15 protein-coding genes and 1 tRNA gene are annotated in these 15,008 nt (G+C 56.7%); 5 read left to right on the top strand and 11 right to left on the bottom strand.

Features of this window, described 5'->3' with window-relative positions; all coding sequences use genetic code 11:
- Positions 1-197: 197 nt before the first annotated feature.
- The 3 genes from BP858_RS10105 to BP858_RS10095 all read right to left on the bottom strand — a co-directional run bounded on the left by BP858_RS10105 (position 198) and on the right by BP858_RS10095 (position 1,965).
- Positions 198-821: an HD domain-containing protein gene (locus BP858_RS10105; RefSeq protein ID WP_214166778.1), complete on the bottom strand. Its 624-nt coding sequence runs from the start codon at positions 819-821 to the stop codon at positions 198-200.
- A 325-nt stretch (positions 822-1,146) separates the two neighbouring features.
- A complete protein-coding gene (locus tag BP858_RS10100) occupies positions 1,147-1,281 on the bottom strand; it encodes a hypothetical protein (protein ID WP_272947034.1) in 135 nt (44 codons plus the stop codon).
- A 456-nt stretch (positions 1,282-1,737) separates the two neighbouring features.
- Positions 1,738-1,965 (bottom strand): ferredoxin, encoded by a 228-nt coding sequence (locus BP858_RS10095; RefSeq protein WP_062263264.1) that lies wholly within the window; start codon positions 1,963-1,965, stop codon positions 1,738-1,740.
- 266 nt (positions 1,966-2,231) lie between these two features.
- On the opposite strand from BP858_RS10095, the gene BP858_RS10090 reads away from it, so the two are divergent.
- Positions 2,232-3,119, top strand: coding sequence for a hypothetical protein (locus tag BP858_RS10090; protein WP_074175346.1), 888 nt, complete (start codon positions 2,232-2,234; stop codon positions 3,117-3,119).
- Positions 3,120-3,280: 161 nt separating this feature from the next.
- On the opposite strand, the gene BP858_RS10085 is transcribed toward BP858_RS10090, so the two are convergent.
- Together BP858_RS10085 and BP858_RS10080 are read right to left on the bottom strand one after the other, a co-directional pair.
- Positions 3,281-3,352 (bottom strand) — tRNA-Arg (locus BP858_RS10085).
- A gap of 125 nt (positions 3,353-3,477) precedes the next feature.
- Entirely contained in the window at positions 3,478-3,852 is a 375-nt protein-coding gene (locus BP858_RS10080) for a hypothetical protein (protein WP_286879414.1), read from the bottom strand.
- Positions 3,853-4,320: 468 nt separating this feature from the next.
- Between BP858_RS10080 and BP858_RS10075 the strand changes: the two genes are divergently transcribed.
- Positions 4,321-5,853, top strand: coding sequence for a glycosyltransferase family 39 protein (locus tag BP858_RS10075; RefSeq protein ID WP_214166779.1), 1,533 nt, complete (start codon positions 4,321-4,323; stop codon positions 5,851-5,853).
- A 381-nt stretch (positions 5,854-6,234) separates the two neighbouring features.
- Here BP858_RS10075 and wecB read toward each other — a convergent pair whose 3' ends face one another.
- Positions 6,235-7,314 carry a non-hydrolyzing UDP-N-acetylglucosamine 2-epimerase gene (gene wecB / locus BP858_RS10070; protein ID WP_214166780.1) on the bottom strand — a complete coding sequence of 360 codons (1,080 nt, stop codon included), beginning with the start codon at positions 7,312-7,314 and terminating at the stop codon, positions 6,235-6,237.
- A gap of 62 nt (positions 7,315-7,376) precedes the next feature.
- Positions 7,377-8,108 (bottom strand): glycosyltransferase, encoded by a 732-nt coding sequence (locus BP858_RS10065; RefSeq protein WP_214166781.1) that lies wholly within the window; start codon positions 8,106-8,108, stop codon positions 7,377-7,379.
- Positions 8,109-8,324: 216 nt separating this feature from the next.
- On the opposite strand from BP858_RS10065, the gene BP858_RS10060 reads away from it, so the two are divergent.
- Complete coding sequence (locus BP858_RS10060; protein ID WP_286879413.1) at positions 8,325-9,278, top strand: lysylphosphatidylglycerol synthase transmembrane domain-containing protein; 954 nt, start codon at positions 8,325-8,327, stop codon at positions 9,276-9,278.
- Between the two features lie 214 nt (positions 9,279-9,492).
- Here BP858_RS10060 and BP858_RS10055 read toward each other — a convergent pair whose 3' ends face one another.
- From BP858_RS10055 to BP858_RS10040, 4 genes are all read right to left on the bottom strand, one after another.
- Positions 9,493-10,704 carry a M20 family metallopeptidase gene (locus tag BP858_RS10055; RefSeq protein ID WP_348635403.1) on the bottom strand — a complete coding sequence of 404 codons (1,212 nt, stop codon included), beginning with the start codon at positions 10,702-10,704 and terminating at the stop codon, positions 9,493-9,495.
- Positions 10,676-11,185 (bottom strand): hypothetical protein, encoded by a 510-nt coding sequence (locus BP858_RS10050; protein WP_014867056.1) that lies wholly within the window; start codon positions 11,183-11,185, stop codon positions 10,676-10,678. Before BP858_RS10050 ends, BP858_RS10055 begins: the two co-directional genes overlap by 29 nt.
- Positions 11,186-11,443: 258 nt before the next feature.
- Positions 11,444-12,322 carry a GTP 3',8-cyclase MoaA gene (gene moaA / locus BP858_RS10045; RefSeq protein WP_062263241.1) on the bottom strand — a complete coding sequence of 293 codons (879 nt, stop codon included), beginning with the start codon at positions 12,320-12,322 and terminating at the stop codon, positions 11,444-11,446.
- Positions 12,300-12,911, bottom strand: coding sequence for an RlmE family RNA methyltransferase (locus tag BP858_RS10040; RefSeq protein WP_062263238.1), 612 nt, complete (start codon positions 12,909-12,911; stop codon positions 12,300-12,302). Before BP858_RS10040 ends, moaA begins: the two co-directional genes overlap by 23 nt.
- A gap of 210 nt (positions 12,912-13,121) precedes the next feature.
- Here BP858_RS10040 and BP858_RS10035 point away from each other — a divergent pair, with 210 nt between their 5' ends.
- A complete protein-coding gene (locus BP858_RS10035; protein WP_014867053.1) occupies positions 13,122-13,865 on the top strand; it encodes a DNA polymerase sliding clamp in 744 nt (247 codons plus the stop codon).
- Entirely contained in the window at positions 13,865-14,863 is a 999-nt protein-coding gene (priL, locus tag BP858_RS10030; protein WP_062263235.1) for a DNA primase regulatory subunit PriL, read from the top strand. Before BP858_RS10035 ends, priL begins: the two co-directional genes overlap by 1 nt.
- Positions 14,864-15,008 lie beyond the last annotated feature (145 nt).

Here is a 15,008-nt window from a genome sequence, read left to right as displayed (position 1 = left end):
TTAGATGAAATGCTCCACTAGTAACTAAGCACCGCCTGGAACGAGGGCGCCCCGTAGCCGACGTCGGACACCCGGGCGAGGATGGCCAGGCCCGCAGGGGACGGCTTGGCGGTGCCGGTCACCAGGAAGGCAGCACCGGCGGCGATTATTCGGGCATCCGTGGTTGGGATATGCCCACAGAGCCTTTTACCATTTCTTTATTGCGCGGAACGGTCCGGCCCCGTCGCCGCCGCCGGCGAGGTGCAGGGATGCATCTCGCCATCCAGGGTCTCAAGAAACGTGGTGAGGAAGGCGTGCCTCTCTCCGGCAATGCTCCGGGCGCTTTCGGTGTACATACGAGATTTGAGGTTCAGGAGTTTTTCCCGGATATGATCGATTGCGTCCGGGGTGCCACCGCCCCGTTCCCCTGCCTGCAGAAACGTCCTCGCGATCCCGACCGCGCCCATAGCGTCCAGGTTGTCCGCATCAACGAGCACCTGGGCCTCCAGGGTCCCAGGGGCGATACCCGCGCTGTACCTGTGCGCACGGATGGCGTGGACGATGCCCACGACGCGGTCTTCGGGGTAGTGGATGGACCGAAGGAGAGTCTCCGCCACTCGTGCTCCCTCTTCTTCGTGGGGGACGCCCGTTTCTTCTTCGAGGGAGCGCGCAATGTCGTGGAAGAGAGCGGCCGGGATGAGGACCGCCATATCCGCGCCTTCACTGGCACCGATAACCTCGCAGAGGCGCACGACTCTCGCGGTATGGTCAAACCCGTGAGACCCCGAGCCCTGAAGCGCCGTCCTGACGTGCTCACGCATCAGGGCCATCTGTTCATTCATGAGAGATGTCTGTTGTTTGAGGGCAGAAAACGATTCCCTTTCTGCTCGCCTTCCTTCTGAGTAGCCGGCTGCGCCCGCGCGGGAGGCGCTCCTCCAGGCACCACGCTCCACGCCCGCCTCGCCCGGCCCCGTCGTTGCCCCCCCACCGGTGTCCTGCAACGGGTTTTGCGGAACACGAAATGCATGTTATGTCCCACAACCGCCCCCGGTTACGGCGATAAGGCATCCGCTCCTCGACAGCATCCAGATCCCCGCGTGGATACGGCAAACCGCTCGACCGAGAAGGGGCTCCAGGGCACCAGGACCTTTGTACCTTATGACGACATCATCCACGTGGCCGAAACGTCCGGGAAGGGCACCGCCCGGCGTCCCGGTCGGCGGGAACCGGGCCGTTGATGCTGCATTCCCCATCGGTCGCGGTCTTTTTCGTATAGAGGGCGCAGTCGCTGCAGGTAGGCATACAGACCTCTTTACCGCTCGGGTAATATCTAGGTTGTGCCGACCGGGTTTTGCGAAGACGCATCCCGCCGGAGCTTCACGCGGTTTGAATGCCCGGGGACCACCGCAATCAACGGCACCATCTCCACGCCACCCGGCCGATGGCGATGCCAAAAACCCCCGCCAGTGATGGCAGAGGACACGTGCTCTCCGCAAAACAGGGATGCCCGAGAGCAGGGTTTCAGGCCCGGGCACATTCCGGCCCATGGTGCAGTGTTTTTTTGTCCGCAGACCTTCACCGCCTTGGTCTATGGACCCGCTGCATCATGTTGATGCGCCTCCTGGTTGATCCCTCTCTCAGGCAGGAGCCCCACAGCTCCAATAATATATATAATTTTCTTGCCCCGACGAGACCCACCGTCTCACGGCCAATAGCGGCCAATATCTGCTATCCACTCTTTGAGAACGCCCTAACTCCTCAATCCTCCACGATAATGACCGTCACCGGGCACGAGTCGGCAGCTTCCACGGCGCAGTCGGCAAGGTCTTCGGGCACCTCGCCCTCCGCAGGGTTGTCGTTGACCCGGTACTGCTCCGTAATCTCGCTGAACTCATCCTCGGGATTCTGTTCGAAGACATCAGGGCAGAGCGTCCAGCAGGATTCACAGCTGATGCATCCCGGCCTGTCGATGGTAACCTTCACCACTGGTCCACACCTCCGCTTCAGTCTCGAGAAGAGGTCTCCCGGATGTTAAACATGACGGAGCGGCGACCCCTGCAAACCCTCCGGCAAGGACGGTTGTAGCCGTCTTCCGCCCATCCCTCCCGGAGGACCGGGGGGCCGGCAGTCGACGGTGCTGGTGACCGGCCATGACCGGGAGGTACCCGGGAGCACGGTGAATAGTATAAAATACCACATACGTAATATGAGATAGCACTAATTACTATATTCATATGATGAGGTGCCAGAACATGACAGCCGAACCGCGGGGGCCCGTCTTGCGGCGGCCGGTGCCGCCCGCCATCCTCCGGCAACATGAAACCAGCAGGCGACGTGACCGACCCGGCCGGTTCGCTGCCGGGAGCGGCAAATTCTGCAAGCGTTACCCGGGACAGGAGACCGGTGTCCGGGCAGGACCACCGGCGAGGTACCGGTGGGACGAGGTTGACCGGCTGCTCGGCGACCTTGACTTTCCGGCCCTCTACCGTGGATACGCACGGGACGGCGATACCTGGGAGAAAGGGTTCCCGGAGATTTACCAGCTCGAACAAAAGATGACCACAGCCGCTAAAGGCCGCACGCTCGGCCTCGGCCACGTGCAGGAGATCGCCCGCCGGGACGGCATCCCTGACCACAACCTGATCACCTGCCCCGGCCGGCTCTCCATCCTCCTCTACATCGACGACGCCCCGGCATACTGGCTGATGCACGATCCCGAGAGTAGCATCCGGACCATCGAGGATCAGACCCCCGGACTCGGGCCTGCCTGCACGAGCAGGGTGCTCCGGTTTGCCGTCCCGGTGATCTTCGGGGCGATCGATGCGCCTCTGGTGCGCGTCCTCGGGCATGGCGACCCCGGGGCACAACGCTACCACCTGCTGGACCTGGTAGCCGCTCCCTCCGGCACTCGCTGGACAATTTCCGCCAGGCAGCCGGCATGGCCCGGAGAGTACGGGGTGTGGATCGAGACCCTACAGGCGATCGCCCGCCGGCTCAACAGGGAGGAGGTCTGCTGCCCGCACCCCGAACCGTTTCTTCGATCCGGGTTGCGCGATAGGGATATCTGGGCGGCAGCGGATGTGGAGATGGCTCTCTCCTGCTACGCTTCAGGGATACTGCAAAAGAGATGCGCACCTTAAGGCGCTGTTGAACCGTGCGGTTTTGTCGGGTGGTCAAATGTGCGCGCGGGGGCGCGAGGGAGTCCGTGCGCCGGGAAAGACCGTGCCTGCCAGGGAAAATGCCAGACCTACAGCCTCCTTTGTAAAAAAACCGCCCTTGAACATGAATATAAAATCGAAAACGCCCCGGCCGGGATTTGAACCCGGGTCAAAAGCTCCGCAGGCTTCTAGGATATCCTCTACCCTACCGGGACACAAGAAGAAGTGTCGTTCTCCTAATTACTAGGTTGTCCTGGTTAAAAAGGATTGCTCACCGGAAGAAAAGAGTTTCATGGAGGTCTTCCGGGAGCGAGGTGATGCGGGGCGGCACCGTGCAGAGTTACACGCCTCCCGCGCGCATCAGCACGTGCACCCTCGCGTCGTTTCCGGCAAGTTGGATCTGGTAATTCCCGGATCGACCCACAAAGACCTTTTTCTGGGTATCAGTGCTGTAGAGTTTCCCAAAACCCTCTTCCGCCACAATCATCCCAGACTCCCGGTCCCTGACCGTCACCACAAACCACGCATTTTCGCTCGGGAAGGTCTGTTTGTAGTCTTTATATTCCCTCTTCCCGTAGTCGCTCTTTGCATGCTTGGTCCTCGTGATCATCTTTGGTTCCACCCCAAACTCGATGATGAGAGGGGGTGTGGTCAGGTCAAAGGAGAAGGCTTTCGTCGCCTGGGGATACTGTATCGTCTGGTTATAGATGGTCACATATGTATCTGGCGTCGGCGTTGTTTCCGGAGGCCTGATGAGCGTAGGCCTGGCCATATCGCTTGTTGCAGTGGGATATGGCGTTACCGGCGTCAGATACCCGGGGTCGGGATCGTCTCCGGCCGGCGTCTCTTCAGGCGGGGAAGCACCACCAGACCACTCAAATCCGCCGCCGGGCGGTAACTCTGCACATCCGGCAGATGCAAGAATCAGGACCAACACTACAGCTACGGAGAACGGTTTATACACCCTGGTCACCGTAGAGGGATTATGCAAAGGGGTATTTATGCTTTTATCATTAGATTCTCCGATAAATATTATACATCTGGCATATATCCAACCTGAAGAAAATACAAGGAATCCATCGCAATGGTACCGGATATTGACATGAGGACGGATGAATATTCTGCGCGGAATCGAGACAGAGTTATCCAGTAACGTATATCCGCGCCTGCGACGCAATTAAATATGATAAGGATGGCCAGGAAGAAGGGAAAACGTGCAAACCGCGAGATGCCTGCACAAAACGATGGTGGGGAACTTGATGCCGGCATCCCCGCGCCGGCACTCTCGCACAACCACCTCCTGGAGGGGGTTGTGGCATCGGTCAAAACCAGCAGATACCTGCAGATTCTCATTGGGCTGACGCTCATTGGGTTTTTCCTCCGGTTCTACAACCTTGGCTGGAACTCGCTCTGGCTCGACGAGGCCTCGACCCTTGGCTTTGCCCGTCAATCGCTCACCGGCATCTGGGAGAGCACCGCCGGCGGAGAGTTCAACCCGCCGCTCTTCTACTGGCTCGAGCACGGGATGCTCTTCTTCGGGGAGAGCGAGTTCGTGCTCCGCCTCCTCCCCGCACTCCTCGGTGTCCTGACGATCCCCGTCGTGTATCTCATCGGAAAAGAGTTCCGGGACCAAAACGTCGGGATCATCGCCGCAGCGCTCCTCACATTCTCGCCCTTCCATATCTACTACTCCCAGGAAGCCCGGGCATACGCCCCGATGCTCTTCTTCTTCTCTCTCGCGCTGCTCTTCTACGTGAGTGCAAACCGGTCAAACGAGGTCCGCTCATGGGTTCTCTTCGGGGTCTTCTCAGCGATCGCCTTTTGGATGCACTTCTACGCCTTTGTGCCCATCGCCATCCTCATTCTTCACGCGCTTGTCACCTCCGCGGGCAAAATCCGGAGCGACGTCCGGAGCGCAAGAAACCTGGCCATCTCGATCATCGCGTTCATCGTCGCAAGTCTTCCTTTACTCATCGTGACGGTCAACCTCTTCCTCGTGAGGACCTCGTCCGCCCCGACGTTCGGCATGCAGGGGCTTGATGTCATCTACCAGACCCTCCTCCAGGTATCGGGGTTCAGCGACCTCATTCTGGTACCCTTTATCATTCTCTTCCTGCTCGGTGTTGCCTACACCTGGCGCGAGGACAGGGACGGGGCGCTCCTCCTCATCTTCATGATGGTCCTCCCACTGGCGGCAAGTCTCGTCCTCTCCTCTCGGATGCCGATGATCCCGCGCTACCTCATCTACCTCCTCCCGATCTACTTCGTCGGCATAGCATCATCGTACCCCGGGCTCTACGCGCTCGTCCGAGATAGAAGAGCGGTCTACATCGCAATCGCTGCAGCATTCCTCATCAGCACCCCCTTCCTTGCGACGTACTATACCACACCCCAGAAGAACGACTGGCGGGGGTTCTCCGCGGACCTCAGCGGGATGACGGGGGAGGGGGATATCATCGTCGTGCTGCCGCCTTACATGGCGCAGCCGCTCGACTACTATTACAGCAACGCAACTGATGGAACCATCGAACTTGGGGCGAATACTGGAGAAGACCTGGAGGCGATCCGGGACCGGTATCCTGACCGGCGTGCGTTCTACGTGGTGACCTGGGACATCCTCGCCGTGGATCCCACCGGGGATGCGCTGGGCTGGCTTGATAAGAATGCAGAGTTTGCCGGGCAGCGTATGGGGATCTACCTCTTCAGGTCGGCCTAGGGGAGGGTTCGATGGCCGATGCCTACGACCAGACGGTGATCGTCCGGACCTACAATGAAGAGGGTGTCGCCAAAAAGAAAAACATGTGATCTCAGCAGTTAATGTCGTGCGAGAAACCGAACGTTATGAATAAAGCAAAAAAAGCAAGAATGTCCACTTTATACCTCCCACATTTAGCCCCAAGGCACTGATACACTAAGGGTAAATAGTGTCCGACAGAGACGGATTATCTGGAGAGTTATCTTCGATAGATATCCCCGAAAACAGCCTTGTATGAGGGCTACATAGGTAAGCATTGTGTTCATGGCCTCACGCGCATCTTTAAGAGAGCCTCGTTAACATGGGACAAAGGGGCGGGAAAGGATGGAGTTGGAGTATTAATCACCGGATATTGAGCAACGTCTCTATTATCCTTTTACCCGACAGCCCATCGCCGAAGGGATTCACCCATGAGGTCTCAGTTGAGAGCATGGTTGAGGCAGCCTTCAGGATTCGTTCCGGATCCACCCCAGTGAGAACATTTCCCCCAACATCGAGAGTCTCAGGACGTTCTGTGTTCTCTCGCAACGTTATGCACGGAACATGCAATATGCATGCCTCTTCCTGAATGCCACCTGAGTCTGTCAGGATCAACCTTGCAGACTTTTCTAGGAGCAAGAACGCCAGGTACCCCTGCGGACCAATTATACGCACCCCGTCTGGCACTGACAGACCAAACTCACAAAGACGCTTTGACGTACGTGGATGCACCGGGAACAGGATCGGAAGGCCATGTGTCGAATAAAGTGCCTCCAATGCGGTGATCAAACTCTCCAGTTTCACCCGGTTATCGACGTTCTCCTGCCTGTGAGTAGTGAGTAAGAAGTACTCTCCCGGTGCAACGTCGAGATCTTGGAGAACCGATGACCGCTGGTGTGCAATCTCAATATTCTGGAGAACCGCATCAACAACAGTGTTTCCGGCAACCCAGATCCTATCAGGATCGATACCTTCCAATAAAAGATTGCTTTTTGCTTTCTCTGTGGGGGCAAACAGGTACCTCGAGAGATGATCTGTCAGGAGACGGTTCACCTCTTCTGGCATTGTCCTATCCCAACTCCGTAAGCCTGCCTCCACATGCCCAACATCCACGTTCAGTTTCGCAGCAGATAGTGCTGAACCCATCACCGTGTTGGTGTCTCCCTGTACAAGTACGACGTCTGGCCTATCGCGCATAAGGATGGACTCCAGGCCGACCAATATTTTACCTGTCTGCTCAGCATGTGTTCCTGAGCCTACATCGAGTTTATAGTCGGGTCTCGGCAGTTCGAGTTCGTGGAAAAAAGCTGCATCCAGCTCATATGAGTAATGCTGACCGGTATGGATGAGAGAATAATCTAAACCACGCTCCTCGCAGTATCGGATGATGGGGGACATTTTTATTATCTCAGGGCGAGTCCCAAGAACAATAGCTATATGCATAACGTATCACCTATAATGATTCATTCTTCCACAGTACGGTATAATCGCGAGATTGGCTCCATTCAATCCCAATCCCCCTTGAAGACCCGAATTTTAGCAATCCGGGTCAGCAGCCGCACATGGTTCACTATTTCCTTATTAATATCGATCTTCGATTCGCCGTACTTGCGCGTATGGAGTTTGACCGGGATCTCTACAACTGACTTACCGCTTAAAATCAATTTTGCCAGTATCTCAGCGTTAATCTCAAAGTTATCGCTCTGTATGCACATCGCGTCAAGAACATCCTTTTTATAAAGTCGGAAAATGGGGCTAACACATGTAATCTTCGCACCAAGCAGGATCCGGTACAGACTGTTTACCGTTTTGCTGAGCAGGTACCGGAAGAAAGTGACCTCTTCCATCAACCCCCTCCCAAGATACGGAGATCCCGAGACGCAATCAGGATGCGATCTCCTGTAGGCATCAATCAGGCCCTTGACATCCTCGGGGCGAAATGTGAGATCCGAGTCCATTGTTACAATAAGGTCCCCCCTGCAATGCTGTAGGCCATGCTTTATCGCCGCCCCCATGCCTTTATTCATCCCATTTGTTAACACAGTAACGTCGGTTCTTTCACGAGCGAGGTTCTGAAGCAACGGGTAAGTATCGTCCAGACTCCCATCGTCAACAAGAACGTATTGGAAAGATTCTCCCGTAACACCTGCAATATCATCGATCTTCTGGAAAAGTTCGTCCTTATATGTTAGTATGTTCTCTCTTTCGTTGTAGAGTGGAATAACTATAGAAATCATCTGATATTCACCCCGAAATCCATAGATAAATTACTATTTGTATCCGGAGTTGATAAAGTCTGGGCGATTGAACGGAGAGCGATGCTGTCGTGCATGGAAACGCGGTTCTTAGCGGATATTTGCGCTGGTTTAATGTATCGATAATACACACGATACATGAGAACCACACCTATCACAGTCCTGCTGCTGATATACCCCTGAAGTGTTGAGGCTACTATGAAACTTCCTGTAACCCGTCAAGGGTTCATCCAACTGCTGCTTATCTCAATCGGCCTAGTTATCTTAGCCTACTTTATATCGCAATCAGGCATCATTGGTAACCTTTGGGTAATTACAACAATCAATATCCCCCTGTTAATACTTGCATTCGCGCTTTCTCTAGCAAATATCGGATCAAAGGTATATCGCTGGAGATACCTCAGCAAATACTATTATCAAAAGATTTCATGGTATGATGCCTCCCTTGTGAGCATATCAAGCCTTTTTTTCGCAAATATAACTCCAGGGAAGGTTGGCGACCTGTATAAAGCCTACTTCATGAAACGCAGATACAATGTGCAGTTCCTAGATGGGGTATCCATGCTATTTTATGAGCGCTTCTTTGAACTGACCATTCTCTTCCTGATTGCTGCGGGGATCGTCATGATCCAACTCAAGGCTATAACAGTAATCGCACTGGAGTTCACCCTGCTCATACTTATCCTGCTGCTCGTTTTTTACTACAAAGCAGATTTTTTCATGGGGTTGGCGGAGAAGGTCTTGATTAAGTTGCCTATCGAAAGAAAGGAACAGAACCTTAACTTGCGTATACGGAAGATGCCATTTTCTAACATTGCCATAGTCTTTCTGATAACGCTTATCTCATTAGTCCTAGAATTCATCAGGCTCTGGTGTGTGGCGCTGGCATTCGGCTTTCTCTTAAACCCAATCCAACTATCGGTATTTATGAGCCTTGCCTTCATCATTGGCCTTGTTTCACAGATCCCTCTTGGCGTGGGGGCGATGGAAGGTTCGCTGAATTACTTTATTACATCCATGGGAGTCCCTTCAGCTACGGCAATTGCCATCGTCCTCGTCGACCGCACGATCTCAATGTATTTTGCCCTGGTGTTGGGCTTCATCTTCTCGAAGTTTTCTCTTGATGCACTCAAAGATGCCATGAGTATTTGAGGTGAAGAGGGAGCTGGGCTCACCTGGGCTTATCGCCTTGCGGGAGGGACCGGGAAGAAGTATCCCCTCCCGGTACAGGAATTTCAAGACGGCTTCGACAGTAAGTAACTTGTTGCAAGGCAGATCAAAACTCGGCTGCTATATGCAATAGACTGGAGATATCAGCCGGATTCAGTTGGTGGCAACATATTTGGCCTCTCCCGACCACGAAGACTCACCCGGAGTACGCCCGAATAACCCCCCGGTACACATCCACCGCCTTCTCGAGTTGCTCCACAGAAACCCGCTCATCCACCGCGTGCAGCGTCGTGATCTCCCCCGGCCCGTACTCCACGACATCAAAGCCCTCCGTGCGGAGGTACTTCGCGTCGCTTGCCGCCCACTGGAGGAGCGGCACCGCCGGCCTGCCGTAGACCCGCTCCACCTCGCGGCAGACCGTCCGGACGATCCGGCTGTCCGGGGGGGTCAGTGTCGGTTCGGCGACATCCATCTCGCGTATGGTGGCGTCCGGGGCATGCGCGGCGATGCCCTTCTTCAGGTCGTCGAGGGGACACCCCCAGGGCACCCGGATATCCAGTTCCATCCGGCACTGCTCAGCCACGATGTTCGCCTTCTCTCCGCCCTCGATGCGCCCCGGGTTGAACATCACCCGGGTGAGGACGTCGTCCACCCCCTCAAGCCCGAAGACCTCATGGAAGACCCGGGCAGACTGTGCAATGAGCGGTTGCAGGTCTTCGCCGACAGGGAACGGGTGCGCATGGACCTCCCGCAGGTACCCAAGCAGGTCAAACGCCGCCATGACGGCGCTCTTCCCGACCATAGGATAGAGAGAACTATGGCCCGGCCTGCCGCGGAAGGAGAGGTCGATCCGGTAGAGACCTTTCTGGCCGGCCGCCGGGCTCGTCGGAGGCGTCGGTTCGGCTATCAGGCAGTCGCGGGGCAGAAGAAGGTTCTGTGCAAGCAGCGACCGGATACCATACGGGCCGCCGGTCTCCTCATCACAGACAAAGGCAAACTGAGCCTTTGGCTCCAGACCGCTCTCGATGAGGTCCCGGTAGGCGGCAAGAAGGGCAGCGCACCCGCCTTTCATATCGGTGGCACCCCTCCCCCAGACGTAACCACCGGCGATCTCACCGGCGTAGGGGTCGTGCGTCCAGTCATCGGGGATGGCCGGGACCACGTCCACGTGGCCGCAGAGGAGGATCCGCGGATCAGGTTCGGTCGTGATGAGGTTGTCCCGCCCGCCCGGGTGGGGAATGACGCGGCACTTCACCCCAAGCGAGTCGAGGAATTCCCTGATATACTCGACCACATCGGTCGTCTTCCCCGGCGGGTTCTCACTCCGTATCCGGACGAGCGATGAGGTGAGGCGGGCGACGTCCATACCGTCCTCGCGGTTATGCAGCCCTGCTCTCGACGAACTCATCGAAGAGGCGGGCAAGCGTCGAGGTCGCATAGAGCTGCTTGAGGAACTTCCGGTCAAAGAACTCGTCGATGAACGTCGAGAGGTATTCGGCCGGGATGGGCTTTCTGTCATCTGGGTTGAGCACGATGCGGAAACTCCGGTACTGGGCGGTGTCGTCGCGGTCGTAGACCCCGGTCCAGAGCATCGGGAGTTCTTCAAACTTCTCCGGGTGCTCCTCCTTCAACCAGTTGATGAAATCAGGGAAGTATGCCCGCTCGCCGACCTTCTCCTCGTCCACACGCCACCGCATATACTCCATGCTCATGATATTCCGTGGCGACATGTAGTTGTAGGCCTGGATCCCGAGGGTGAAATCGATGTGAGCGAGAGCATCGGTGAAGTAGAAGTAGAGGACCGGATGAAACTCGCTGGGACTCTCCAGGATCAGCGATTTGCCGTACAGTTTCTGCATAACGCGCGCGTATTCGTTCACTTCCAGCATACAATCCTATTGGGGAGAGGGGTACAAAAAGTATTCCTTCAGTGCAAGGGGGGGAGATTCACGGCGACGGCGCTGAACCGCACGCAGTGGTGCACGAAGCCATCCTAATCTGAAGGGCTGTTGATGCCGGGAAGGGGGTTCACCAGTCGCACGAGAAGTTCGCGAAGGGAAGGTGTAGGGGATAGCAACGCGGCCTTCCGCGTGAGGCAACGGTGTAGGCGAAATGTTAGGTGCAATTGGCCCCGGTGCCCGGAGTGTTCAGGCAAAGAACGGTTCGCGCCTGCTGACGGCTTCCCGGAAGGCATCCTCCAGTTCCTTGCCGTGCTTGCCCTGGATATCAACAAGGTTATCGCTCCGGAGGAGACAGGGCTTGAGTTTGCCGTCCGATGTCACGCGCAGGCGGTTGCAGAACGCACAGAACTCCGTGTTGTGAAGGGGGCGGACAACCTCGACCTCGGCACCGTCAAGGCAGTATTTCTTCCGGTGGTGCATCCGGCGGGTGACGATCCGGGTTGCCCGCTCGTCCAGCTCCTGCTCGACGCTGTCTACATCCCCGTGGAACTTGCACTCGTTAAACTCCATCAGCTCGATGACCTGCAGGATGAGGTCACGTTTGCCCCTGACAAACGCCATGAAGTCGTCCAGTTCATCCTCGTTGATACCCTCAAGGAGCACCATGTTGAGCTTGACCGGGGTCAGGCCGACCTCGATCGCAGCATCGATCCCGGCGAGCACGTCTGCAAGGCAGTCCTTCCCGGTGATGGCTTTATACCGCTCGGGGCGGAGGGTATCGAGGCTGACGTTGACACGGGCAAGTCCGGCCTCCTTGAGCGCCGCGGCCTTTGCAGCGAGCAGCGTTCCGTTCGTCGTCATGGACGATTCGACGCCCGGCGGCACGGAACGAATGATATCGAGGATATCACGGCGGAGCAGGGGCTCTCCGCCGGTGAACTTGATGTTCTTTATCCCGAACGTTACACCCGCCCGCATCAGTTCGGCAATATCCTCGGCGCTCATCTGTTCCTTCGGGTTCACTTCGCCCTCGGCGTGGCAGTAGATGCACCGCAGGTTGCACCGGGAGGTCAGGCTGATCCGGAGGTTGGTCACAGTCCGGTTATAGGGGTCCTTCAGTACCATTGCACGTTCCCTTGAAATTTTTTGCAATTATGTATACCTCGGCACTTCCCTTCCGTGACGCCTTCGCCCTGTATCCCCGGACGGAATAGAAATGCTTTCTCACTTCGGCGAGCAGGTCCGCAAAGAGCTCCCCCTGGAACGACTTTATTACCAGGTTGCCGCCGGGTTTTAGAATCGTACACGCAAACGCGAGCGCATCCTCGCCAAGGCCGACCGCACGAGCCTGGTCGTAACTCTTCTGGCCGGAGAGTTTCGGGGCGGCGTCAGAGACCACAACGTTGACGATGCCACCCGCCTCCTCACGGATGCGCTCCTGGATGAGAGGGTCGGTAAAATCACCGGTGATGGTGGTGACGCCCTCCATAGGCACAATCGGGTTGAGGTCCACGCCGATGACCTTTCCTCCGGTCAGGTCGCGGATCACCTGCAGCCAGCTCCCCGGCGCCGCCCCGAGATCGACGACGTTATCGTCGGGCCTGATGAACCCGCTCTTCTGCTGGATCTCCAGCAGTTTGTAGGCAGCCCGGGCCCGGTAACCCGCCTTCATCGCCTTTCTATAGACGCTGTCTTTGGTCCACTGAGATCCCATCGCGACGATTCTCCTCCACCTGGGGCTGACAGACGATCCGTTTATATCAGCATGATCAAAAGATCACGTATACTGTTTGACGCAACCAACCATGAATGTATATGATTCTGCAGGATACCGGAATCCGGGGCGAGCGAGGGTACAATCGTAAAGCACTATAAGAGAAAGTGAGAATATATACTTTCAACGAGAGTTTAATAAGGGGTCACAATGTTAAAGGCAACGATTGATGCAGAAATATTTCGGGAATCCATCGACGCGATCGCCGCACTGGTGACAGAATGCCGCCTGCATACGGCTGAAGATCTTATCCGGACACGAGCTGTCGATACCGCAAACGTGGCTATGGTCTCCCTGGACCTCCAGAGCACGGCGTTCAACTCTTTCTCGGCTACAGCCGGAGAAGTGGGTCTGGACATCGCAAAGATGAAGAACATCCTCGGGATGATGGGCAAGGGCGACGCGTTGACGCTCAACCTGCGCGATGAAGACCGGAAACTGGAGCTGAACTTCGGGGGCTACCGCTACTCGATCACGCTTCTTGACGTCAACACCATCAGGAAGGACCCGAACCCTCCAGCGATCGACCTCCCCGGCAAGGCAGTCCTCCGTGGGGATGCGTTGAACAACGCCATCAAAGCGGCTTCCGTCATCTCCGACAAGATCGCTCTCGGGATCGATCCCGACGCCATGACCTTCTACATGGAGGCGGAGGGGGACACCGATCACATCAAACTCGCGCTCGGCGAAGACGAACTTATCGCACTCAACCCCGTGCAGGCCCGCTCGCTCTTCTCGCTCGATTACCTGAAGGATATGGGCCGGGTCATGGCACGCGCGGAAGAGGTGGAAGTGCACCTGGGTATCGATCACCCGGTCCGGTTTACCTTTGACATTGCGGACGGCAACGGTCACGTCGAGTACCTCCTTGCTCCTCGGATTGAGGCCGATTAATGGAAATTGACCGTAAAGAACTCATTAAATACCCGTTTTTAAAAGAATCACAGCAGCTGGCCCGCCGGCACGTCGAGTCGCTTGAGGAGTTCCTATCAAGCGGCCCGGGGTCGTTAGCCCTCGAACGGGCAAGGGATCGAGTCATCGCTGCGCTTGCCCCAAAGAGGGAGTTTTCGGAAGAGAATACGCAGAGCCTCAAGCCCGAGTATGAGATAGCAAGTTACGCGCTTGCCCGGGTGCTGGTCTCCTGCAGCGGCAACCGCTCCCTCATCGACAGGCTTGCGCGCTACGAAGCGGAACGCGCGTCCTTCTTCCTGGAGACCGAGGACCCGGAGATCCGGCAGTTCGTTGCCTGGAGCATCGGCATCAGTACCGCCGCCGCCACCATGCCGGTCACCGAGTACGTTGAACTGGTGCCGCATATGCGTGATCTGCGCTGGCGGCTCGTCAACAGGGTTGTGCAGCAGGGAACGGTTCATCTCGAGCCGGGCGAGATCGACGAGCTGATCCGGGAGCGGATCCGGGTTATCCTCGTCGATCAGATGCCGCTCCGAGTTCCAACAGGGATCTGCGAGCGCCTTGAACCGGTTACCCGCGAGATCTCCGCCGCGTACCAACAACAGATCCTTGAACAGTTTGGTGAGATCCAGGAAGAGGCGTTCCCGCCCTGCATCAGCGCACTCATCCAGGCGATCACCACCGGGGCAAACCTGACGCATATGGGCAGGTTCGCCATAACGTCGTTCCTCCATACCATCGGGATGAGTATCACGGGAATCGCCGAGATCTTCGCGCGGGCGCCCGACTTTGACCTGGAAAAGACGATGTACCAGGTGGAGCATATCTCAGGCGGGGGCGGCACCGAATACACCCCGCCGTCGTGCCCCACCATGCGCACCTTCGGGCTCTGCGTCAACCGGGATAAGGACTGCGAGCGGGTCAACCACCCCTTGAGTTATTACCGTCTCCGGAAAACTGCAAAGAAAAAACAGGGTTAAGCGGTTTTGTGGGGGGAGACGCCTGAGAGGTTCTTCCTGGCCGACACCACCGGTTTCCATCAGGGTTCAATCTTAAACTCGCCTACGAGGCCGTCTCGGCCAGAGGCGCATTGATGAAAAGACACGAGGCACGGTGAGAGGCTGC

It is taken from the genome of Methanoculleus sp. UBA413 (assembly GCF_002502935.1).
GTDB lineage: Archaea > Halobacteriota > Methanomicrobia > Methanomicrobiales > Methanoculleaceae > Methanoculleus > Methanoculleus bourgensis.
This window is presented reverse-complemented; position numbering and strand designations above follow the sequence as displayed.

What these genes read in the sequence shown, in the direction of transcription:
- BP858_RS10105 (WP_214166778.1), bottom strand. Translation starts at nt 821, where the DNA reads ATGAATGAACAGATGGCCCTGATGCGTGAGCACGTCAGGACGGCGCTT.
- BP858_RS10100 (WP_272947034.1), bottom strand. Translation starts at nt 1,281, where the DNA reads ATGCCTACCTGCAGCGACTGCGCCCTCTATACGAAAAAGACCGCGACC.
- BP858_RS10090 (WP_074175346.1), top strand. Translation starts at nt 2,232, where the DNA reads ATGACAGCCGAACCGCGGGGGCCCGTCTTGCGGCGGCCGGTGCCGCCC.
- BP858_RS10075 (WP_214166779.1), top strand. Translation starts at nt 4,321, where the DNA reads ATGATAAGGATGGCCAGGAAGAAGGGAAAACGTGCAAACCGCGAGATG.
- wecB (WP_214166780.1), bottom strand. Translation starts at nt 7,314, where the DNA reads ATGCATATAGCTATTGTTCTTGGGACTCGCCCTGAGATAATAAAAATG.
- BP858_RS10065 (WP_214166781.1), bottom strand. Translation starts at nt 8,108, where the DNA reads ATGATTTCTATAGTTATTCCACTCTACAACGAAAGAGAGAACATACTA.
- BP858_RS10060 (WP_286879413.1), top strand. Translation starts at nt 8,325, where the DNA reads ATGAAACTTCCTGTAACCCGTCAAGGGTTCATCCAACTGCTGCTTATC.
- BP858_RS10055 (WP_348635403.1), bottom strand. Translation starts at nt 10,704, where the DNA reads ATGAGTTCGTCGAGAGCAGGGCTGCATAACCGCGAGGACGGTATGGAC.
- BP858_RS10050 (WP_014867056.1), bottom strand. Translation starts at nt 11,185, where the DNA reads ATGCTGGAAGTGAACGAATACGCGCGCGTTATGCAGAAACTGTACGGC.
- moaA (WP_062263241.1), bottom strand. Translation starts at nt 12,322, where the DNA reads ATGGTACTGAAGGACCCCTATAACCGGACTGTGACCAACCTCCGGATC.
- BP858_RS10040 (WP_062263238.1), bottom strand. Translation starts at nt 12,911, where the DNA reads ATGGGATCTCAGTGGACCAAAGACAGCGTCTATAGAAAGGCGATGAAG.
- BP858_RS10035 (WP_014867053.1), top strand. Translation starts at nt 13,122, where the DNA reads ATGTTAAAGGCAACGATTGATGCAGAAATATTTCGGGAATCCATCGAC.
- priL (WP_062263235.1), top strand. Translation starts at nt 13,865, where the DNA reads ATGGAAATTGACCGTAAAGAACTCATTAAATACCCGTTTTTAAAAGAA.